Here is a 21,284-nt window from a genome sequence, read left to right as displayed (position 1 = left end):
CCTGCTCTCTCCTGCAAGAATTGAATGGTGGTGGGGTGGTGTGTCGCGCTAGCGTTGCCCGGCTGGCAGTACCCGCCACTGGAAGTCATAGCTCCATTGGTCGAAGTACAGGTTGCCGCCTGACCACTCGGCCTCGCCACGCTGCGAGTCGACCGTTTCCGAGCGGTAGTGCTGTTTGGCCGGCACGAAGGCCTGGCCGAAATCGTCGTTGAAAGCGATGCGGTAGCCATCAAGGCCACCCAGGTAGAAGTCACGCAGCGCGGGCGCGTCGCTGGCCAGCGCACCGGTGGTCACATCCATCGGCAGCCAGCCATACGGCGCCAGGTAGACCTGGCCCCAGTCGTGCAGGTTGTTGTAGCCGCTGCCATCGTCGGAAAACACCATGCCCGACTGCCAGCGCGCGGGAATGCCGTTCATGCGCAGCAGGGCGATCAGCAGCAGGGTCTGCTGCCCGCAATCGGCGTGACCGGCACGCAGCGCGTAGTCACTGATGTTGCTGATCGTCGAATACTCGCGTGCACCGGCCCACGGAATGCGATCAACCGCGGCGAACAGCCTGCGTACCACTTCATACGGGCGTGTCTCGCCCTGCAGCACCTGGTCGGAAAACAGCTTCAGGGCGGGCGTGAAACGCACGTGCGGCAGCTGCTCGGCCAGATAGGGCTTCAACGCGGGATCATCCGGCGTGGCCTGCACCTTGGTCGCGTCGATTGCCGTGTGGCGCGCGAAGATCGTCACCGCATAGCGGATTTCAAAGTGCGTCGGCTGGCCAGCCACGGCCTTGGCTTCCAGATAGGCGGTGCGCTGCTGGGTGCTGGCCGGGGCGATGCGCGCCTTGCCCGGCGAACTGGCAATCCACTGCACGCGCTCCTGCTGGCCGGGAATCTCGCGCGGGTACGGAATCCATGCACGTACGGTTTCGCCTGCCGGCACGGCATCCGCTTTCACCGTGAGCGACTGCGTGAATTCGATGCGCTGCGGCAGCACAGATGTCGTGCCGCTCTGTTCGGAGACAGCGACTGCGCGCGCGTGATGCGCATTGAGCACTTCATTCGGGCCGGGCGGTGGCATCGGTGCATCTGCCCGACGACGCGCACGCGCCTCGTCACTGAGCAGGAACAGGTTGGAGGGCGCACGCTTGAAGTACCAGCGCGTGCCGTCGATATCGACGTGCTCGATCAGGCCCTGCTGATCCCAGCGCGCGAACTCGTCGTCGGTCAGCTCGGGAATCCAGCGACGCACGGCGGCCTTGGCTGCGGCTTCGTCGAGGGAAAAATCCAGACGGATGCGGCGCATGCGCTCGCGCTGGAATGCACTTTCGGCAGCATCGCTTCCGGTCGCCAGCAGCGCATTGGCATCGCTGAAGCGACCGCTGTCGACCAGGTCGATCACCTGCGTTTGGCGCGCACGCTGCTCGCTGCCGCGTCCCTCTGCCGCCTGCGTGGCCGGCGCCCACAGCAGCAGCGCGGCGCATAGTCCGGCAGCGACAGGCAGAGACGGTTTGCGAACGGCAGGATCCACAGCGACACTTCCCAAGCGCGGGTGGTAACGGCTGTGTAACACGGGCCGGGGGACCGGTCAATAATTTATTCTTGCTTTCGCGGCCGAAAGGAATAAATATTCCAACAGGCTTTCGAGGAGGGTGTGCAGCGCATGATCCTGGCTTCCCGCGAACCGCGTCGGCACTGGCCGCGCAGGTTGACCCTGGCGCTGGCCCTGGGCCTGCTGGCCGTACCGGTCTTTACCCAAGCGGCCACGCCTGCACCCGACCCCGGCGCACCGCTGCCCTACGTGATCGGCCTGCATGAGGCCTACCTCACCCCGGACTACTGGGCGGCACGGCTGGACAACGCCGACGCACCGATCCTCGACCGCGCGCAGATCCAGGCGCAGAACGCGCGAATGCGTGCCGAGGACAGCCACATCCAGGACATCGCCGCGCTGCCGGCACAGCTCAGCGCCACGCAGGTGCGCGACAGCATCGGCGCGCTTTCAAGCTGGCCCAAGCGGGCGCTGTATGACGAGAAGGGCCAGGCCATCGCCCCCGGCCTGCGCACCGCAATCGAAGCCAACCTCGACCTCGACGCGGTTCCTGCGCAGGTCGCACCGTCGTACGGGCTGGTGGTGAAGCGCGCCGCGCTGCGCACCTTCCCCACCCGTCAGCGTGTTTTCAGCACCGTCGGCGACACCGATATCGACCGTTTCCAGGAATCGGCGCTGTTCCCCGGTGACAAGGTCGCCGTGGTCCACCGCAGTGCCGATGACCGCTGGCTGTTCGTGCACAGCGAGCGCTACAGCGCCTGGATCGAAGCCGATGCCGTGGCCAGTGGTGACAAGGCCACGGTGCTCGGCTACGGCGCGAAGGGCCCGTACCGCATCGTCACCGGTGCCACCGCGCACACCGCCTACACACCGGAAGAACCGCGTGTATCGCGCCTGCAGCTGGACATGGGCGTGCGCCTGCCGGTGCTGGCCGACTGGCCCGCCGCCGAACCGGTGAACGGGCAACAGGCACACGCTTCGTGGGTGGTGCAGCTGCCGGTGCGCGAGGCCGACGGCCGCCTGCGCCTGGTGCCGGCACTGCTGCCGCGCTCGCAGGACACCGCCGCCGACTACCTGCCGCTGACCCCGCGCCTGCTGCTGCAGCAATCGTTCAAGTTCCTCGGCGAGCGCTACGGCTGGGGCCACGACTACGACACCCGCGACTGCAGTGGGTTCGTATCAGAGATCTACCGCAGCTTCGGCGTACTGTTGCCGCGCAATACCAGCGCACAGGCGATCAGCCCGGCGCTGGACCGCCTGCCGTTCACCAGCAAGGACAGCAAGGCCGTGCGCGACCGCGCCGTCACCGATCTGCAGGTGGGCGATCTGGTCTACATCCCCGGCCACGTGATGATGGCCATCGGCCACGTCGACGGTCGCACCTGGGTGATCCACGATACTGCGGGCGGCAGCTGGTTCGGCGCCGACGGCAAGCGTGTGCAGGCCCATCTCAATGGCGTATCGGTCACGCCGCTGGAGCCGATGATGGCCAGCGACAGCGTCCGCTACATCGACCGCATCACCAACATCCAACGCCTGCGTGCCAAGAATCCCTGAATGAAGATCACTGCCATCGAACTGGGCATGCTGCGCGTGCCACTGAAAACACCGTTCAAGACCGCGTTGCGTACCGTGGAGACCGTGGAAGACGTGGTGGTGCTGATCCGCACCGACACTGGCCACACCGGCTACGGCGAGGCGCCGGCCACCGCGGTCATCACCGGTGACACGCACGGCTCGATCATCGAAGCGATCCGCCACTTCATCGCCCCGCGCCTGATCGGCCAGGAGGTGGTCAACCTCAACCGCCTGTGCACGCTGGTGCAGACCGCGATGGAACGCAACACCAGCGCCAAGGCAGCGGTGGAGATCGCGCTCTACGATCTGTGGGCGCAGCTGCATGGCGCGCCGCTGTACCAGATGCTGGGTGGCGGCGACCCGGTGATCACCACCGACATCACCATCAGCGTGGACTACATCGACAAGATGGTGGCCGATTCACTGTCGGCGATCGAACGCGGCTTCGAGTCGCTGAAGATCAAGGTCGGCAAGGACATCGGCGTGGACATCGAGCGGGTCAAGGCGATCCATGCCGCCGTGGAGGGCCGAGCCCTGCTGCGCCTGGACGCCAACCAGGGCTGGACCGCCAAGCAGGCCGTGCATGCGATGCGCACGCTGGAAGAGGCCGGCGTGGTGCTGGAGCTGCTGGAGCAACCGGTCAAGGCCGCCGACATCAGTGGCCTGAAGTACGTGACCGACCGGGTCAACACCCCGGTAATGGCCGACGAAAGCGTGTTCAGCCCGAGCCAGGTAATGGACCTGATCCAGCAACGCGCCGCCGACATCATCAACATCAAGCTGATGAAGACCGGTGGCCTGTCCAACGCGATCCGCATTGCCGACATCGCCGGCATCTACGGCGTGCCGTGCATGATCGGCTGCATGATCGAGTCGAGCATCAGCGTCGCCGCGGCAGTGCATCTGGCGGTAGCCAAGAGCGATGTGATCACCAAGGTCGATCTGGATGGCCCGTCGCTGGGGCAGTTCGATCCGGTCAGCGGCGGCGTGCGCTTCAACGAATCGGAAATCAGCATCAGCGACGTGCCGGGGCTGGGTATCACCGAAGTGCGGGGGCTGGAGATGCTGGGTTGATTTCTGCCTTGCGGCTGGCTTGGCGTACAACTGACTTTGGGTCGGGCGTTACTTTTCTTTTCGCGAAAAGAAAAGTAACCAAAAGAAACGCTCCGCCGGCCGCGAGCCGGTGCTGTGCACCGGTTCCCTGCGCTCCTCGGCCCGTCGAGGGACGGCGCGGGAACTCGCTGCGCTCAGACACCCGCGCCTCTTCGCCCTCGCCGGACCTGCGGTGCTCGGCTCGCTTGAAGGCGGACTCAACAGCTGCACCCAGTAGATCCACGCCATGCGTGGATGCATTTGATTCTGCTCTTGCTTTTGCCCCACCCCGTATCCCTTTCGCGGCTGGCACGCGCGCGATCTGTCCGGGGTCGGGCGGGTGGGGTTTGCAGGGGGGGCCCCGCCATGGGCCCGAGGCATGCCTCGGGCGGGTTGGGCAGGACGCCCAACCCCGGTCTTGCCGTTTGCGCAGGACAGCGCAAACGAGCAAGCGCGGACAAGCCTCCATGGACGGATTCACGGCGTCCCCTGCAAACCCCACCCGCCCGACCCACTCCATGACACGCTCTACGCGACCAACCGCAACGCGCCCACACATGCCCGGACACCCCGCATGCCGCCCCTGCTGAAAATCCGCACCGAGCGCGGGCAGATGTCGGCCATCGAACGCCGCATCGCCGACTTCATCCTCGACAACGCCCACCTGCTGCGCGATTACTCTTCGCAGCAGCTGGCCAGTGCCCTGGGCATCAGCCAGTCCAGCGTGGTCAAGTTCAGCCAGAAGCTCGGCTTCAAGGGCTACCCGGACCTGAAGTACTCCATCGGCGAGGACGTCGCCCGTGCCGGTGCCGATCCGCAGCAGGCGCCGGCCGCTCCGGACATCAGCGATGACTACCTGCGCCTGGGTGACGCCCTGCACCGCAGCAAGGCGCAGGCCGAGGAAGAAACCCGCCAGGCCAACCCGCGCGAGGAAATCGAGCGCATCGTGCAGCTGCTCGACGGCGCGCCGAAGCTGTTCGTCCACGGCCTCGGTGACGACGGCCTGTACGCACGTGAATTCGCCATGCGGCTGTCGCTGCTTGGCCTGCTGGTAGTGCCCCATACCGATCCGATCCTGATGCTGGCCAACCTGTCGGCAGCGCGTCCGGGTGATGTGCTGTTGATGTTCTCCGAGTTCGGCAACCTGCCACAGCTGTCGCAGCTGTCGCGCCAGTTCCAGGACATGGGCGGCAAGGTGGTGTCGATCACCCGCCACACCGCCAACCCGCTGCGTGCACATGCCGATGCGGCGCTGGTGGTGTGCGCGCACGACCGCGCGCCGCAGGTGGCGCAGCTGCTGTACCGTAGCGCCATGCATGCCCTGCTCGATTTTCTGTTCGTGCTGCTCTGCCACGCCAATCCGGATCGCCAGCAGCAGCTGGCGGTGAACCTGGAACGGATCGATCACCTGCTGGATTCCTGACCGGAGCGCCCGATGAACCTGTTGCTGGCCCGCCTTGCATCCGCCGCGCTGCTGCTCGTGGCGGCCGTCACTGTCCATGCCGCCCCGTTGGATGAGGCTCGCCAACTGATCGTCGTCACCAGCGAAAACTGGGACAGCACGCAGGGGCAGCTGCAGGCCTTCGTGCGCGACGGCAAGCAATGGCGCAAGCACGGCCAGGCCTTCCCGGTGGCGCTGGGCCGCACCGGTAGTGCCTGGGGCCTGGGCCTGCATACTGCCCAGGCCGATGGTCCGCAGAAACAGGAAGGCGACGGCCGCAGTCCGGCCGGTGTGTTCGCGCTGGGCAGCGCGTTCGGTTATGCCGTCACCCGGCCCGGAACGGCGATGACCTACCAGCCGATGAGCAGCACCAGCTACTGCATGGACGTACCGGCATCGCCGTTCTACAACCGCATCGTCGATGCAAAGAAGGTTGGCAGTGCCGCCATCACCGGCTCCACCGAACCGATGCGGCTGGACCTGCACAACAAGGGCGACGTGCGTTACCAGGAAGGCTTCGTGATCGCGCACAACCCGGATAACCAGCCCGGCAAGGGCAGCTGCATCTTTGCCCATCTGTGGCGCCAGCCCGGCGAGGCCACCGCTGGCTGTACCGCGATGCCACAGGCGCGCATGCAGGCATTGCTGGACTGGCTGCGCCCGCAGGACACGCCGCGTTTCGTGCTGCTGCCACGCGCCGAATACCAGCGCCTGCAGGCACAGTGGAAACTGCCCGCGCTTGAAGGAGCCGCACGTTGAGCGCCGCCGACGAACCCCAACTGCAACGCGCCGTCAGCCGCTGGCAGATTGTTGGCCTGTCGATCAACGACGTGGTCGGCAGTGGCATCTACCTGCTGCCTGCGGCTACGGTCGCCCTGCTCGGCCCCTTCAGCCTGTGGGGCGTGGTGGCCGCCGGTATCGTCGTCGCCCTGCTGGTGCTGTGCTACGCGCAGGCAGCCAGCTATTTCGATGAACCCGGTGGCAGCTACCTGTACGCGCGCGAAGCCTTCGGCCGCTTTGCCGGCTTCGAGATCGGCTGGATGATCTGGCTGACCCGCATCAGCTCCGCTGCAGCGCTCAGCAATGCGCTGGCCGACGCCGTGGCGCGGTTCTGGCCATGGGCAGGCGCCGGCATGGGCCGCATCGCGATCATCGTGGTCTCGCTCGGTTTCCTGACCGGGGTGAACATCATCGGCGTGCGGTCGGCCGCCCGTACCGGCATCGTGCTGGTGATCGGCAAGATGCTGCCGCTGCTGTTGTTCGTGGCCATCGGCGCGTTCTACATCGACCCGCAGCTCGCCTTCTCCGGCCAGCGCCCGGACCCGCACGACCTGCAGCGCATGGGCGAGGCAGCGCTGTTGCTGCTGTATGCCTATGCCGGGTTCGAGAACATCCCGGCCGCGGCCGGCGAATACCGCAACCCACGCCGCGACATCCCGTTTGCGCTGATCACCATGATCGTCACCGTCACCGTGATCTACGCGGCAGTGCAGATCGTGGCGCAAGGCACGCTGCCGGGCCTGGCCAGCTCGGCCACGCCGCTGGCCGATGCCGCTTCCAGCTTCGGTGGTGAGGCGCTGGCGCTGATCCTCACCGTGGGCGCGACCATCTCCATCCTCGGCACCAACAGCAACACGATGATGATGGGCCCGCGTTTCCTGTTCGCCCTGGCCCGCGATGGCTACGGCCCGAAGGTGCTGGCGCAGGTGCACCCACGCTTCCGTACCCCGGCCGCAGCGATCTTCTGCCAGGGCCTGATCGCCCTCGGCCTGGCGCTGTCCGGGTCGTTCGTGCAGCTGGCGCTGTTGTCGATGACCACGCGCCTGTTCGCTTACATCGGTACTGCAGCTGCGGTGCTGGTATTGGCCAAGCGCTATGCGGACCGCCCCGGCGCGTTGAAGCTGCCCGGTGGCCCGTTGATTCCGGTGCTGGCCCTGCTGCTGTGCGTGGCCCTGTTCGCCAGTGCCAGCTGGCAGAACATCGCCGCGGCGCTGGTCGCCTTCGCTGTTGGCGCGGTCATCTACAAGCTGCCGCGCAAGGACGCCAGCGCCGATTGACCTGCCGATCACGCTGCCGGCCCGATGCGTTAACCGGGCGACAGGCAGGATCAGGCTTCGTCCACCACGGAGCCTCCTGCCCATGAGCACTGATTACCAGATCCCCGGCCGCGTGCCGGAAGACGGAACCCCACGCCAGGCGGTTTCGGACTACTGGCGTGATCGCTATACCAGCGAGCCGTATTACGACAACCAGCTGTTCTTCGACGATTACGAGCCGGCGTACCAGATCGGCCACACCGCGCGCGCGCAGGACATGATCCGCGCATACGAAGAGATCGAAGGCGAGCTGGAATCGCGATGGGCGAAAGAGCGCGGCAAGAGCCGGCTGGAATGGGCGCAGGCCCGCAGTGCCGTACGGCGCGGCTGGGAAGAAGCAGTGAATCTGGACCCGCAGCGGAACAGCCGCGGATAACCATGCCCTGTAGAGCCGAGCCCATGCTCGGCTGACGCCTCAGCTGTAGAGCCGAGCCATGCTCGGCTACCGATACGATACACAGCAGCCGAGCATGGGCTCGGCTCTACCTCCGCCCGTCAGTCCTGTTCCGGCAACGGCGGAATCGACGAAGCGCGTTTGGGCTCGGCCGCATTCGCGGCAATCAGGTCGCGGGTGTTCTTCTGCACCGCCACCGCGCCAAACAACGACAGCGCGAAGGCCATGCCATAGAAGCCCTTCTCGCTCAGCACCAGGATGGCGTTCCACAGACCGACCAGCAGCAGCAACAGCGCCGACAGCAGCGCGAACCAGCACAGTGCGTAGTACAGGCCGCTCACCGGAATGCTCTCGACGCGGTCGCGCACACTCTTCTGCAGCGATACCGCCGCGAACAGGCCGAACAGCAGCAGGGTCAGGTAATAGCCCTTTTCGTTCAGCGGCATTTCGGCATTGAACAAGCCTACCAGGTAGGCCACCGCCCCCAGCAGCAGGGCCACCCACGAGGCGGCGATGAAGGCGGGCGAGGGTCGATGGATGATCGGTGCGTTCATTGCAGTTCCTTGGCAGACAGGCGGGCATGCTTTGCCCGGGCGAGAACACCCTAGACGATCCGCGCCATGCCGCACAGGGGGTAGCAGGACCTTCGGGCCACGACCATCACCTGCCCGGTGGTATACAAGGGAAAGCCTGGCCATCCGCATCCCCTTCCGCTGGAGATACCCATGACCCGCACACCCCTGCTGCTCGCACTCGGCCTGCTGCCGATCCTCGCCACCACCGCCTGCAATGCGGCCGGCCCTGATGCGACAGGTCAGAAGGCACCGGCAGCCGCCACCGCCAACGACCAACGCCCCTTCACCGCCACCGAGGTCAGCCGTTTCGACCAGCCGTGGGCGATGACCTTCCTGCCCGACGGCAGCCTGCTGGTGACCGAAAAGCGCGGCAAGCTGCAGCACCTCGACCTGGCCAGTGGCCAGAAGCATGAGATCACCGGTGTCCCCAAGGTCGCCTACGGCGGCCAGGGCGGTTTCGGTGATGTGATCCTGCATCCGGATTTCGCCCGCAACCACCTGGTCTACGTCAGCTACGCCGAGGAAGGCACGCTGGATACGCGCGGCGCGGCCGTGGCCCGTGCCACCCTTGCCCTCGACGCCAACGGCGGCGGCCAGCTGAAAGACCTGAAGGTGATCTGGCGGCAGACGCCGAAGGTCAGTGGCGAAGGCCACTACGGCCACCGCCTGGCCTTCGGCCCGGACGGCAAGCTGTGGATCAGTTCCAGCGAACGGCAGAAGTTCGATCCGGCGCAGGACATGAGCGGCAACCTGGGCAAGATCATCCGTCTCAACGACGACGGCAGCCTGCCGTCCGACAATCCGTTCGCCTCGCAGGGTGGCGTGGCCGCACAGGTATGGTCGCTGGGGCACCGCAATGTGCTGGGCATCGCCTTCGATGCCAACGGCAAGCTGTGGGCGCAGGAAATGGGCCCGGCCGGCGGCGACGAGCTGAACCTGATCGTGCGCGGTGCCAACTACGGCTACCCGATCGTGTCCAACGGCGACCACTACGACGGCCGTCCGATTCCCGACCACGACACCCGCCCGGAATTCGCCGCACCGCAGGTGACCTGGAACCCGGTGATTTCCCCGGCCGGCCTGATGTTCTACAGCGGCAACCTGTTCCCGCAGTGGAAGGACAGCGCCTTCATCGGTGGCCTGTCGTCCACATCCCTGGTGCGCGTTGCCTTCGACGGCGACAACGCACGCGAAGCCGAACGCTTCAACATGGGCGAGCGCATCCGCGAAGTTGAACAGGGCCCGGATGGCGCGCTGTGGCTGCTGGAAGACGGCAGCAAGGCACGGCTGCTGAAGCTCACGCCGAAGGCCTGATTGGCCGGGTTGCCGGCCAGCGGCCGGCACTACCGAACTGCAACGGCCCCGCATGTGGGGCCGTCTGCTTTCACTGGATGGTGATGACCTTCACTTCCGTGCGCGTGCAGGCCTTGTCCAGGCACTGCCCGTTCAACCACACCTGACCATCGCCGATCATCACGCCCTGCTGGTTGACGAACACCGTGCCGAACTCCTGCGCAGATACGGCCTTGACCACCGCCGGGGTGATGATCTTTTCGTAGTTGCGCTGGAATTCACCGGGCCCGGTGATCTTCTTGCCACCACTGATGTTCAGTGGGAAGCGCACTTCTTCAACCACGGCAGGACGGTCACCAGCGACTACGGCGGTCTTGAAGGCATTGAATACTTTTTCATACTGCGCCGCATCGCCAAGCAGCGTCTCGATGCGCGCGCGGGCGTCGTCTGCTGCGGGCTCGACCGGGCTGGAAACATCCGCAGGCGTCGCCGCCGCATCCTTCGCATGTTCCGCCGCAGCCCGCGGCGCCGCAACGGCATCGGGCGTGGTGCTGGCGGCCGCCTCGGCCGGCGTCGCACCGGTCATCGGCGGCGGCGCATCGGCAGCGGGCTCGGGCGGCGATGCCGGCTGCGAGCACGCTGCCAGCAACAGGACAGGAACAAGGTAGGCCATCGTGCGCATGTGCGGTCTCCATCGATACAGGGAGTCCGATGGTAGCGCCGGGCCGCGCCCGGCGTGTTCGCCATGGGTGAGGAGGCCGGGCATGGCCCGGCGCTACTCATTGCCAGTAGATCCACGCCATGCGTGGATGCTCTACCGATCAGGCCTTCAGCAGCTCGAACTGCACCGCCTCACCGGCCATCGACGAGGCACACACCCACACGTCGAACAGGCCCGGCTCGGCACGCAGCACGCTGTCGCGGCCGGTGAATGCCAGCTGCTCGCGGGTCAGGGTGAACACCACCTCGGTCGATTCGCCCGGCTGCAGGGCCACCTTGCGGAAGTCCTTCAGCTCACGCACCGGCCGCACGCGGCTGGCCACGCGGTCATGGATGTACAGCTGCACCACTTCCTCGCCGGCCACGTTGCCGGTGTTGGTCAGCGTGGTGGTCAGGGTCAGGGTGTCGTCCCAGCCGACGCGCGCGCTGCTCAGCTGCGGCACGCCGTAGGCGAAGGTGGTGTAACCGATGCCGTGGCCGAACGGATACAGCGGCTCGTTCGGGATCTCGCGCCAGCGTGCCTTGAACTCCGACATCGTCGGCAGTTCCGGGCGGCCGGTGCGTGGGTGGTTGTAGAAGTACGGCTGCTGGCCGGACACCTGCGGGAAGCTGACCGGCAGGCGGCCGGACGGGCTGTAATCGCCGAACAGCACATCGGCCACGGCATGGCCGGTCTGCGTGCCCAGGTACCAGGTGATGGCCACGGCATGCGCATTGCGCACCGCGCCCTGCAGTGCCAGCGCGCGACCATTGCGCAGCAGCACCACCAGCGGCTTGCCGGTCATCGCCACCGCTTCGGCCAGCGCCTGCTGCGCCGGTGGCAGGGTGATCTCCACGCGCGACTGTGCCTCACCGCTGTAACGCTGCGGCTCGCCCAGCGCCAGCACCACCACGTCGGCACGCAGCGCAGCGGCCACGGCCGCTTCAGTGCCACCGGCAATGGCCACTTCCAGCTCGCAACCCGGCACCACTTCCAGCAGCGCGTCATCGCCGATGGCCGCGCGCACGCCGGTTTCCAGATCCACGTAACGCTGCTTGTCGCCGAACAGCGTCCAGCAGCCTTCGATGTTGTCGCGGTCCTGCACGAACGGGCCGATCAGCGCGATCTTCTGGCCGTTCTTCTGCAGCGGCAGCACGTTGTCACGGTTGTTCAGCAGCACGATCGAACGACGCGCGGCATCACGCGACAGTTCGTCGTGGGCGGCAATGTGCGAGGTATCGGCTTCGCGCGCCGGGTCCAGCGAACGGTACGGGTCCTCGAACAGGCCGATGGTTTCCTTCAGCCACAGGATGCGGCGCACGCCCTCATCCAGCACGCTCATCGGCACCTCGCCGCTCTCGACCAGGCCCGGCAGGTGCTCGGCGTAGAAGCCGCTCTGCATGCTCAGGTCGAGGCCGGCGGTGAACGCCTTGGCAGTGGCATCGCGGTCGTCGGCGGCATAGCCATGCGCGACCAGTTCCATGTCGGCGGTGTAGTCGGAGATCACCACGCCCGGGAACTTCCATTCACCGCGCAGGATGTCGGTCAGCAGCTCGGCGTTGGCGCTGGCCGGCACGCCGTTGATGTCGTTGAACGAGGACATCACGGTGATCGCGCCAGCGTCGAAGGCGGCCTTGAACGGCGGCAGGTGCACGTCGCGCAGGGTCTGCGGCGAGATGTCCACCATGTTGTATTCCATGCCGGCCATCACCGCGCCGTAGGCGGCGAAGTGCTTGGGCGTGGCCAGCAGCGAATCGGCGGCGCGCAGGTCGCTGCCCTGGAAGCCACGCACGCGGGCGGCGGCAAACGCACAGCCCAGTACGACGTCCTCACCAGCACCTTCGGCACCGCGGCCCCAGCGCTGGTCACGGGCGATGTCCACTGCCGGTGCGTAGGTCCAGTGCAGGCCGGCAGCGGTGGCTTCAACCGCAGTGGCGCGCGCCGTGCGCTCGGCCAGGTCCGGCTCGAAGCTCGCGGCCTCGCCCAGCGGAATCGGGAACACGGTGCGCATGCCGTGGATCACGTCGGCAGCCAGGATCACCGGGATGCCCAGGCGGCTCTCCTCGGTGGCGACCTGCTGGATGCGGCGGCCGAGCTCGGCGCCGACACCGTTGAACAGCGAGCCGACCTTGCCCTCGCGCACCTGCTGCAACACCTGGTCGGCATTGCGCACGTTGGCTTCCGGGTTCACGTCCGGGGCGAACGGGCGGACCATGTCCGCGAAGACACCCAGCTGGCCGACTTTTTCCTCGACGGTCATCTGGGCAATGAGGGATTCGATGCGATCGGAGGCCACCGGCAGTCCTTGATGAAAACGTTTACAAGCCCGGCATTCTAGCGATCCCGGACGATTTGGCGAGAGGTTTCGTCATTCAGTTTCAGCCACCAGCCGGATCCGTACGGTCCGGCCGGGGGCATCGCAGCTTACTCCGAGCCGGCCAACTGGCGCTGCCCGGCCATCAACATGGCGTCGCTGGACGCCTGGAACACCCGCAGGCCAAAGGCCGGCAGGATCGCCAGCAGGTGGTCGAAGATGTCCGACTGCACCGCTTCGTACTCGCCCCAAGCGGTGCTGCGGGTGAAGCAGTACAGCTCCAGCGGCAGGCCTTCGGTGGTCGGCTGCAGCTGGCGCACCAGCAGGGTCATGTCGGTGTGGATGCCCGGGTGGCTGGCCAGATAGCGCTCCACGTACGCCCGGAACGTGCCCAGGTTGGTCACCCGGCGGCTGTTGACCTCGGCCACGCCCTGCTCGCGCAGGCGCCCGTTCCACTGGCCCAGCTCCTGCTGCTTGCCGCGCAGGTAGTCGCCCAGCAGGGCGAACTGGCCAAGGAAGGCCAGGTCGTCCTCTTCCATGAAGCGCACGCTGTGCTGGTCCAGATACAGCGCGCGCTTGATCCGGCGCCCACCCGCTTCCTGCATGCCGCGCCAGTTCTTGAACGACTCGGTCACCAGCTTCTTGGTCGGGATGGTGGTGATGGTCTTGTCGAAGTTCTGCACGGTGACGGTATGCAGGGCGATATCGATGACATCGCCGTCGGCGTTCTGGCTGGGCATCTCGATCCAGTCGCCGATGCGCACGCGGCCATCGCCACTGATCTGCACGCTGGCCACCAGTGACAGGATGGTGTCCTGGAAGATCAGCATCAGCACCGCGGTGGCCGCGCCCAGGCCGGTGACCAGTGGGCCCAGCTTCACCCCCAGCAGGGTGGCGACGATGGACAGGCCCGCGGCCACGAACACCACGATCTTGACCACCTGCAGGTAGCCCTTGATCGGCTTGTTGCGTGCATCGGGCTTGCGCTCGTACAGGCTGTTGGCCGCATCCAGCGCATGCGAGAACGCCATCGATACGGTCAGTACCGCCCACACGATGCACAGCTTGATGATGACGTTGACCAGGCCTGGCGGCAGGTCGGGAATGAGGGTGATGCCCGAGGCGATCACCTGGCTGGGCACCACGTTGGACAGGCGCGCGATGACCCGCATCAGGTGGCTGCCACGCCCGGACTCGGCGCCCGGCAGGCGCTGCAGCAGGCGTCGCAGGCCGCGCACCAGGATGTGCTTGGTCACCCAGTTGGCCAGGCCAGCTGCGATCAGCAGGGCCGAGATCATCAACGCCAGGTAGGCGCCAGGATAGGGTTCCAGTGTGTTCTGCAGCTGTTCCAGCCACTGTACCGCCACCACTGCGTCCACCATCGGTTGTCTCCTGTCTGTATCAGTGTTCTTGAGGTTGCCGGCCAGCGGCCGGCACTACCGGGGGGTGCCAGCCAGCGGCCGGCCCCCTCAGGTCAGTCCCGCGAGCGTTCGATGATCACGCCGACCGCGCGCGCGCCGCGCACCGCCCCGGGCTTGCTCAGCTTCAGGCGCAGCCACTTCACGTCGAACTCGTCCAGCACGATCTGCGCGCAGCGCTCGGCCAGGGTTTCGACCAGGCCGAATTCCGATTCGCGCACGAACTGCTCCAGGCGCTTGCTGACCGCCTTGTAGTTCAGGGTGTGGGCAATGTCATCGCTGGCCGCCGGACGACGGTTGTCGAAGCCCATCTCCAGATCGAACACGAGGTCCTGGCGGATCCGCCGCTCCCAGTCGTAGATCCCGATCAGGGCGTCGATCGTCAGCCCTTCGATGAAAACCTTGTCCATTGCGGTTACCAGCCGGAAAACAGGCGGTCATGGTAACGGGACGGCGGTGAGCCTGCCCGGAACGGGCGATGGGCCGCCGGGCATTCACAGGGGCTGGAAAAGACAAAGGGCCCTGCTAGCGGGGCCCTTTGGTACTACCGTTTGTCCCCGGGGGGAGCTTTCTCAAGCCGCAAGTCCCGGTGGCGCAGGTGATCAGATTAGGCAGGAACCAAACTGCGGGTCAAGGCCATGTGCGACAACGCAGACCAACATCTTGTCCTCAGCTTGAACGCGGGAAATCGGCCACGTACACAAAGGCGTTCCCTGATGGTGGCCGACTGCATCCTTGGCCAACATCGGTCTTCCCCACACCAGCGCACATCACGATGGCTGCATACGATGCATTGAGACGCGCGCTGTCAGCGGAGCGTCTGTCGACCTACGAGAGAATCGCATCGACCTGCAACCCTGACGTCACTGCCGAATCCCTGTACCTCTGGAACATGCGGATGTGCGGTGCGTTGATGATGCCGGTCCACCTCTGCGAAGTGGTCATCCGCAATGCAGCGGCATCGGTACTGGCGCGGCAGCATGGTCCGCGATGGCCGTGGAATGATGCCTTCCGACGCAGGCTCCCGGCATCATCATCCGCATTTGCCAGGACGGCGCTGGAACAGGCAGCGTGTCGCGCGACCAGTACATCCGAGATCGTCGCCAACCTGCCAATGGTGTTCTGGCAACAGCTGTTCACCTGTCGCTTCGACTCCACGCTGTGGATTCCGGCACTCAACGGCGTACTGCGCCATGCGCCTTCGGCTCATCCCAGTGTCATCAGAAAAGCCATGCACGTAGACATCGGACGCATCCGCAACCTGCGCAACCGCATCGCCCACCACGAACCCATCCTTGAACGTGACATCGGTGCCGACCTGGCCGCGATCGGGCGGCTGATCCACGCCCGTTGCCCGCACACCCTTGGCTGGCTGCAGCGCCATGAACGAGCGACGACGGTGCTGGCGGCCTCGCCGCTGCTTGGCAAACGTCGATGACGTTGCCGGCCAGCGGCCGGCACGACAGGAACAGGTCCGGCTCAGACGGCCGGCAGGGTTGCCATGTCCCAGCGCGGGGTCACTTCCACCTTCGGCGGACTGTGCTGGCCGGCCTGCAGACGCAATGCGCCAGCGAAGGCAATCATCGCGCCATTGTCGGTGCACAGCGCCGGCCGCGGGAAGCAGGCGCGGCCGCCGAGGCGCTCGGCCATCTGCTGCAGGCGTGCGCGCAGGCGCTTGTTGGCGCCGACGCCGCCGGCCACCACGATCACATTGGTGCCAGCCGCTTCCAGCGCGCGCTCGCACTTGATGGACAGGGTCTCGACCACGGCGTCTTCAAAGCCACGGGCGATGTCGGCGCGGGTCTGCTCGCTCTGGTCACTGTCGCGCCAGGCCATCAGGACCTGGGTCTTCAGGCCGGAGAAGCTGAAATCCAGGCCCGGGCGATCGGTCATCGGCCGCGTGAAGCGGTAGACGCCCGGCGTGCCCTGCTCGGCCAGCTTGGCCAGCTGCGGCCCGCCGGGGTACGGCAGGCCCATCATCTTGGCGGTCTTGTCGAAGGCTTCACCGGCCGCGTCGTCCAGGGTTTCGCCCAGCAGGCGGTACTGGCCGATCGCATCGACGGCCACCAGCTGGGTATGGCCGCCGGACACCAGCAGGGCCACGAACGGGGCCTGCGGCGGGTCGTCTTCCATCAGCGGCGCCAGCAGATGGCCTTCCATGTGGTGCACGCCCACGGCGGGCACCTCCAGTGCCCAGGCCAGCGACCGGGCCACGCCGGCGCCCACCAGCAGCGCCCCGACCAGGCCGGGGCCGGCGGTATAGGCCACCCCGTCGATGTCGTTCACGCCGAGGCCGGCTTCGGCCAGCGTCTGCCGCACCAGCGGCAGCAGCTTGCGCACGTGGTCACGGCTGGCCAGCTCGGGCACCACACCGCCGTACTCGGCGTGCAGGGCGATCTGGCTGTAGACCGCATGGGCGCGCAGGGCCGCGCTGCCGGACAGATCGGTGTCATACACCGCCACGCCGGTCTCATCACAGGAAGATTCGATGCCAAGGACTCGCATGCCTGCTATTATGACGCCCCTGCCAGCCCCTCGGGGGAACTTGCAGGTCTCACTGCAATCCAACAACTTGCCCCTATTCAGGATTTGTGGCTTGCAGTTTGTTTATTCGCCACTATAATGTGCGGCTCGCCGGGCGTGACCCGGTTCTACTGTGTCCCGGAGATTCCATGCCCAGCGTCAAAGTCCGCGAGAACGAACCCTTTGAGTTTGCTCTTCGCCGCTTCAAGCGCACTTGCGAAAAGGCCGGTGTGCTGGCCGAAACCCGCAAGCGCGAGTTCTACGAAAAGCCGACCCAGGAGCGTAAGCGCAAGGCCGCCGCTGCTGTGAAGCGTCAGCTGCGCCGTTCCTCGCGCGACGTTACCAAGCGTCAGCGCCTGTACTGATCGGACGCATCTTCATTGCGGTGGGCATTCCCTGCCGCGATGGAGTCGAAGCCGGCACGCGCGAGCGTCGCCGGCTTTTTGCGTTTCCGGGCCTGGGCGTCCGCCCTGCCCCACCACCACCACGAGGTTCGCCATGAGCATGAAGCAGCAGCTCACCGAAGACATGAAGGCCGCCATGAAGGGCGGCGAAAAGCACAAGCTGGGCGTCATCCGCCTGATCAACGCGGCCATCAAGCAGAAGGAAGTCGACGAGCGCATCGAGCTCGACGACACCGCTGTGATCGCCGTGCTCGACAAGATGGTCAAGCAGCGCAAGGACTCGGTCAGCCAGTTTGAAGCGGCCAACCGCGAAGACCTGGCGGAAATCGAGCGCGCCGAGATCGTGGTGATCGAAGCCTACCTGCCGGCCAAGATGGGCGAAGCCGAGATCGTCGCGGCGATCCAGGCGGCCATCGCCGAGACCGGCGCCAGCAGCGCAGCCGACATGGGCAAGCTGATGGGCGCACTGAAGCCCAAGCTCGCCGGCCAGGCCGACATGGGCCTGGTGTCCAAGCTGGTCAAGCAGCAGCTGGCGTAAGCCAGCATCCAGGGTCGGATCCCTTCCGCATCGCGGAAGGGCTCTGACCCCATTGATGCACCCGTTTCACCGCCCCTTCGACCCCCGGCTGCTACAACATCCCCATGGTCGAGCAATCCAACGCCCCCACCGACACGCGTCCCCACGGCATCCCCGCACGGCTTCGCCACTACGCTGATCGCCTGCAGGACAGCTTCCCGATGGCGGTGGCCAAGCGCTTCGTCGAAATCGACGTGCTGACCCAGGCCGCTTCGGTCTCCTTCTATGCCCTGCTGTCGATGGCTCCGCTGCTGGTGCTGCTGCTGTGGCTGACCGCCTCGTTGTATCCACCGGCGCAGCAGGCACTGATCGGACAGATCGGCTCGGTGGCCGGCAGCAGCGTGGCCAGCGTCGCCGACACCGTGCTGCACAACGCCAACAGCCAGCCCAGCGTCGGTTCGCTGGCCGGGGTCTGGAGCACGTTGCTGTTGTTCGTCGGCGCCACCGCCGTGTTCGCGCAGCTGCAGAACGCGCTGAACCGGATCTTCCATACCAGCGGGCAGCGCCTGGACGGGATCAAGGCCTGGCTGCGCAAGCGCGTGTTCTCCTTCGGCGTGGTGCTGGCACTGGGCTTCCTGCTGATCCTGTCGATGACTGCCACCACCGCACTGCAGGTGGTGTTCGCGCAGCTGCCCTCGGTGCTGCCCGCGATCGGCTACCTGACATCACTGCTGCTGTACACGCTGGCCTTCGCCTTCCTCTATCACTACCTGCCGGACCGGCGCGTGGCCTGGCGCCAGGCGTTCATCGGCGGCGCCATCACCTCGTTGCTGTTCACCCTCGGCCGCTATGGCATCGGCGTCTACATCAGCACCGTTGCCCCCGGCAGCGCCTACGGCTCGATGGGCGCACTGGTGATTTCGCTGGTCTGGATCTACTACGCCACTGCCGTGTTCTTCGTCGGTGCGTTGATGACCGCGGTGATCGACGAACGCCAGTACGCACGTGCACGCTTGGCCAGCGCCGATGTGGCCCCACAGGAAACCGGCCCAGCCACCGCCAGCGAGTAAACTAGGGGACTTGCCGCCCCCGCAGCGCGCCCTGGCGGCCGCGCCCCGTCCTGTTGCCCATGGCCCGTATCCCCGACGCTTTCATCGACGACCTGCTGGCCCGCTCCGACATTGTCGAGGTGGTGGGCAGCCGCGTGCCGCTGAAGCGCCAGGGCAAGGAGTACGCGGCACGCTGCCCGTTCCATGACGAACGCTCGGCCTCGTTCACGGTCTCGCCGACCAAGCAGTTCTACCACTGCTTCGGCTGCGGCGCGCACGGCACCGCGATCAGCTTCCTGATGAACTACGACCGCCTCGAGTTCCTCGACGCGGTGGACGAACTGGCCAAGCGCGCCGGCATGGAAGTGCCGCGCAGCGAGAACCCGCGCAGTGCCCAGCAGCAGGATGACAGCCGCGAGCTGTACTCCGCGCTGGACGCGGCAACCAAGTTCTTCCAGAAGAACCTGGAAGGCAGCGAGAAAGCGCGCAGCTACCTCGACGGCCGCGGCGTGGACGAAGAGAACCGCTCGCGCTTCCAGATCGGCTATGCGCCGGATGGTTACAGCGGCCTGCGCGATGCGCTGGGCAAGGACGAGCGGCGGATGAAGCTGCTCGACCGCGCCGGCCTGTTCTCCAAGAACGACCGCGGCCACGTCTACGACAAATTCCGCGACCGGGTGATGTTCCCGATCTTCGACCGCCGTGGCCGGGTGATCGCCTTCGGCGGGCGCGTGTTCGAGAAGGACGACGGCCCCAAATACCTCAACTCGCCCGAGACCGCGCTGTTCCACAAGGGCCGCGAACTGTACGGCCTGTGGCAGGTGCGCCAGGCCAACCAGAAGATCGAGCGCCTGATCGTGGTCGAGGGCTACATGGACGTGGTCTCGCTGTTCCAGTTCGGCGTCACCCAGGCGGTGGCGACGCTGGGCACGGCAACCACGCCGGACCACGCCGAGCTGCTGTTCCGCAACGCGCCGGACGTGTTCTTCTGCTTCGACGGCGACGCCGCCGGCCGCCGCGCCGGCTGGAAAGCGCTGGAATCGGTGCTGCCGCGCATGAAGGACGGCCGCCAGGCCTTCTTCCTGTTCCTGCCCGATGGCGAAGACCCGGACAGCATCGTGCGCAAGGAAGGCGCCGAGGCGTTCGATGAGCGCCTGAAACAGGCCACACCGCTGTCGCAGTTCTTCTTCGACGAGCTGACCCGCGAAATCAACCTGGGCACGCTGGACGGCAAGGCACGGCTGGCCGAGCGCGCCAAGCCGATGCTCGCGCAGATTCCCGACGGCGCGTTCGGCGACCTGATGAAACAGCAGCTGGGACAGCTGACCGGCCTGGGCGGCAACGCGCAGGCGGGCCGCCCGCAGATGCCTCAACGCGCCGCGCCGCGCACGATCCAGCCAGTGGCAAAGCGCAGCCTGGTGCGCGGCGCGATCGCCGTGCTGCTGCAGCAGCCGTCGCTGGCCCTGACCCTGGGCGGCAAGCACCACTTCCAGGGCCTGCGCCTGCCGGGCGTGGAGCTGCTGCTCGAACTGCTGGGGCTGGTCGAACAACGCCCGGACATCAGTACCGGCGCCCTGCTGGAGCATTTCGACGGCCGCGAAGAACAGGCCTCGCTGCACACCCTGGCCGCGCAGACGCTGGCGGGCGATGAAGCGATGTGGACGGTGGAACTGCATGACGCGGTCGGGCAGCTGGAGAAGCAGCTGCTGTTCCAGCGGATCGACGACCTTAACGCCAAGCAGCGACAACAGGGTCTGGACGATACTGACAAGTACGAGATGCGCGAGCTGCTCAAGGCCCGCGCCAATCTGCGCCTGTAGCGGCAGAACACAGCCCCGGAGAGACCATGCTGCTGCGCCTGACCTGCCTGCTGTTGTTGTCGCTCTGCCCGGTTCTGCCGGCCTGGGCTGCGGACCCCGCCCTTGCTGAAGTCCGCCCCGGCCTCTACGCCGGCGGCCAGCCCACGGCCGCGCAACTGCGCGAACTGGCGGCACAGGGCGTGCGCACGGTGATCGACCTGCGCCAACCTGATGAAGATCGCGGCTTCGATGAAACACGCGAGGCCGAAGCGCTGGGCCTGCGCTATGTACGCATTCCGGTGGCCGGTGCCGAGGGCCTGGATGCCGCCAACGTGCGCGCCGTGCACCAGGCCCTGCAGCAGAGCCAGGGGCCGGTGCTGCTGCACTGCGCTTCCGGCAACCGCGCCGGTGCCGTGCTCGGCCTGCTCAACGCGCGCTACGAACACGCCAGCCCGGAACAGGCCCTGCAACTGGGCCAGCGTGCCGGCCTGAAGTCGCTGGAAGCGGCCACCCGCGAGCGCCTGGCCATCCCTTCTCCAACCCACTGAT

General features: G+C 66.5%; 20 protein-coding genes. 13 read left to right on the top strand and 7 right to left on the bottom strand.

Annotated elements, in window-relative coordinates; all coding sequences use genetic code 11:
- Positions 1–48 precede the first annotated feature (48 nt).
- Positions 49–1,521 carry a transglutaminase-like domain-containing protein gene (locus QP457_RS02140; RefSeq protein WP_205406181.1) on the bottom strand — a complete coding sequence of 491 codons (1,473 nt, stop codon included), beginning with the start codon at positions 1,519–1,521 and terminating at the stop codon, positions 49–51.
- Between the two features lie 132 nt (positions 1,522–1,653).
- Between QP457_RS02140 and QP457_RS02135 the strand changes: the two genes are divergently transcribed.
- The 6 genes from QP457_RS02135 to QP457_RS02110 all read left to right on the top strand — a co-directional run bounded on the left by QP457_RS02135 (position 1,654) and on the right by QP457_RS02110 (position 8,125).
- A complete protein-coding gene (locus QP457_RS02135) occupies positions 1,654–3,099 on the top strand; it encodes an SH3 domain-containing protein (RefSeq protein ID WP_205406180.1) in 1,446 nt (481 codons plus the stop codon).
- Positions 3,100–4,194 carry a dipeptide epimerase gene (locus tag QP457_RS02130; protein WP_089238266.1) on the top strand — a complete coding sequence of 365 codons (1,095 nt, stop codon included), beginning with the start codon at positions 3,100–3,102 and terminating at the stop codon, positions 4,192–4,194.
- Positions 4,195–4,786: 592 nt separating this feature from the next.
- On the top strand, positions 4,787–5,635 hold the full coding sequence (locus QP457_RS02125; RefSeq protein ID WP_205406179.1) for a MurR/RpiR family transcriptional regulator: 849 nt from the start codon (positions 4,787–4,789) through the stop codon (positions 5,633–5,635).
- A 12-nt stretch (positions 5,636–5,647) separates the two neighbouring features.
- Entirely contained in the window at positions 5,648–6,412 is a 765-nt protein-coding gene (locus QP457_RS02120; RefSeq protein ID WP_205406178.1) for a L,D-transpeptidase family protein, read from the top strand.
- Positions 6,409–7,710: an amino acid permease gene (locus QP457_RS02115; protein WP_089238260.1), complete on the top strand. Its 1,302-nt coding sequence runs from the start codon at positions 6,409–6,411 to the stop codon at positions 7,708–7,710. The genes QP457_RS02120 and QP457_RS02115 overlap by 4 nt, the downstream gene beginning before the upstream one ends.
- Positions 7,711–7,792: 82 nt before the next feature.
- The gene (locus tag QP457_RS02110) at positions 7,793–8,125 is read left to right on the top strand and encodes a hypothetical protein (protein ID WP_205406177.1); all 333 of its coding nucleotides are present in this window, start codon (positions 7,793–7,795) and stop codon (positions 8,123–8,125) included.
- Positions 8,126–8,244: 119 nt separating this feature from the next.
- Here QP457_RS02110 and yiaA read toward each other — a convergent pair whose 3' ends face one another.
- The gene (gene yiaA / locus QP457_RS02105; protein ID WP_205406176.1) at positions 8,245–8,697 is read right to left on the bottom strand and encodes an inner membrane protein YiaA; all 453 of its coding nucleotides are present in this window, start codon (positions 8,695–8,697) and stop codon (positions 8,245–8,247) included.
- Between the two features lie 171 nt (positions 8,698–8,868).
- On the opposite strand from yiaA, the gene QP457_RS02100 reads away from it, so the two are divergent.
- Entirely contained in the window at positions 8,869–10,032 is a 1,164-nt protein-coding gene (locus QP457_RS02100) for a PQQ-dependent sugar dehydrogenase (protein ID WP_205406175.1), read from the top strand.
- A 70-nt stretch (positions 10,033–10,102) separates the two neighbouring features.
- Here QP457_RS02100 and QP457_RS02095 read toward each other — a convergent pair whose 3' ends face one another.
- From QP457_RS02095 to folB, 4 genes are all read right to left on the bottom strand, one after another.
- Positions 10,103–10,693 (bottom strand): hypothetical protein, encoded by a 591-nt coding sequence (locus QP457_RS02095; protein WP_205406174.1) that lies wholly within the window; start codon positions 10,691–10,693, stop codon positions 10,103–10,105.
- A gap of 139 nt (positions 10,694–10,832) precedes the next feature.
- Complete coding sequence (locus QP457_RS02090) at positions 10,833–13,007, bottom strand: glycoside hydrolase family 3 N-terminal domain-containing protein (protein WP_205406173.1); 2,175 nt, start codon at positions 13,005–13,007, stop codon at positions 10,833–10,835.
- Between the two features lie 128 nt (positions 13,008–13,135).
- Complete coding sequence (locus tag QP457_RS02085; RefSeq protein ID WP_205406172.1) at positions 13,136–14,407, bottom strand: mechanosensitive ion channel domain-containing protein; 1,272 nt, start codon at positions 14,405–14,407, stop codon at positions 13,136–13,138.
- Positions 14,408–14,499: 92 nt separating this feature from the next.
- Positions 14,500–14,853 (bottom strand): dihydroneopterin aldolase, encoded by a 354-nt coding sequence (gene folB / locus QP457_RS02080; protein WP_025878255.1) that lies wholly within the window; start codon positions 14,851–14,853, stop codon positions 14,500–14,502.
- A 365-nt stretch (positions 14,854–15,218) separates the two neighbouring features.
- Between folB and QP457_RS02075 the strand changes: the two genes are divergently transcribed.
- Complete coding sequence (locus tag QP457_RS02075) at positions 15,219–15,881, top strand: hypothetical protein (protein WP_205406171.1); 663 nt, start codon at positions 15,219–15,221, stop codon at positions 15,879–15,881.
- Positions 15,882–15,922: 41 nt separating this feature from the next.
- Here QP457_RS02075 and tsaD read toward each other — a convergent pair whose 3' ends face one another.
- The gene (gene tsaD / locus QP457_RS02070; protein ID WP_099821347.1) at positions 15,923–16,948 is read right to left on the bottom strand and encodes a tRNA (adenosine(37)-N6)-threonylcarbamoyltransferase complex transferase subunit TsaD; all 1,026 of its coding nucleotides are present in this window, start codon (positions 16,946–16,948) and stop codon (positions 15,923–15,925) included.
- Between the two features lie 167 nt (positions 16,949–17,115).
- Here tsaD and rpsU point away from each other — a divergent pair, with 167 nt between their 5' ends.
- The 5 genes from rpsU (at position 17,116) to QP457_RS02045 (ending at position 21,283) form a co-directional block, all read left to right on the top strand.
- The gene (gene rpsU, locus QP457_RS02065) at positions 17,116–17,331 is read left to right on the top strand and encodes a 30S ribosomal protein S21 (RefSeq protein ID WP_002808376.1); all 216 of its coding nucleotides are present in this window, start codon (positions 17,116–17,118) and stop codon (positions 17,329–17,331) included.
- A gap of 133 nt (positions 17,332–17,464) precedes the next feature.
- Positions 17,465–17,908 (top strand): GatB/YqeY domain-containing protein, encoded by a 444-nt coding sequence (locus tag QP457_RS02060; protein ID WP_099821346.1) that lies wholly within the window; start codon positions 17,465–17,467, stop codon positions 17,906–17,908.
- Between the two features lie 200 nt (positions 17,909–18,108).
- The gene (locus tag QP457_RS02055; protein ID WP_240196691.1) at positions 18,109–18,957 is read left to right on the top strand and encodes a YihY/virulence factor BrkB family protein; all 849 of its coding nucleotides are present in this window, start codon (positions 18,109–18,111) and stop codon (positions 18,955–18,957) included.
- Positions 18,958–19,016: 59 nt separating this feature from the next.
- Positions 19,017–20,756: a DNA primase gene (dnaG, locus tag QP457_RS02050; RefSeq protein WP_205406170.1), complete on the top strand. Its 1,740-nt coding sequence runs from the start codon at positions 19,017–19,019 to the stop codon at positions 20,754–20,756.
- A gap of 26 nt (positions 20,757–20,782) precedes the next feature.
- The gene (locus QP457_RS02045) at positions 20,783–21,283 is read left to right on the top strand and encodes a protein tyrosine phosphatase family protein (RefSeq protein ID WP_180167643.1); all 501 of its coding nucleotides are present in this window, start codon (positions 20,783–20,785) and stop codon (positions 21,281–21,283) included.
- Position 21,284 lies beyond the last annotated feature (1 nt).

The organism is Stenotrophomonas sp. As-7 (assembly GCF_030291015.1).
GTDB lineage: Bacteria > Pseudomonadota > Gammaproteobacteria > Xanthomonadales > Xanthomonadaceae > Stenotrophomonas > Stenotrophomonas lactitubi.
Note: the sequence above shows the minus strand (reverse complement) of the source record. Positions and strands in the feature narration are given on the sequence as shown.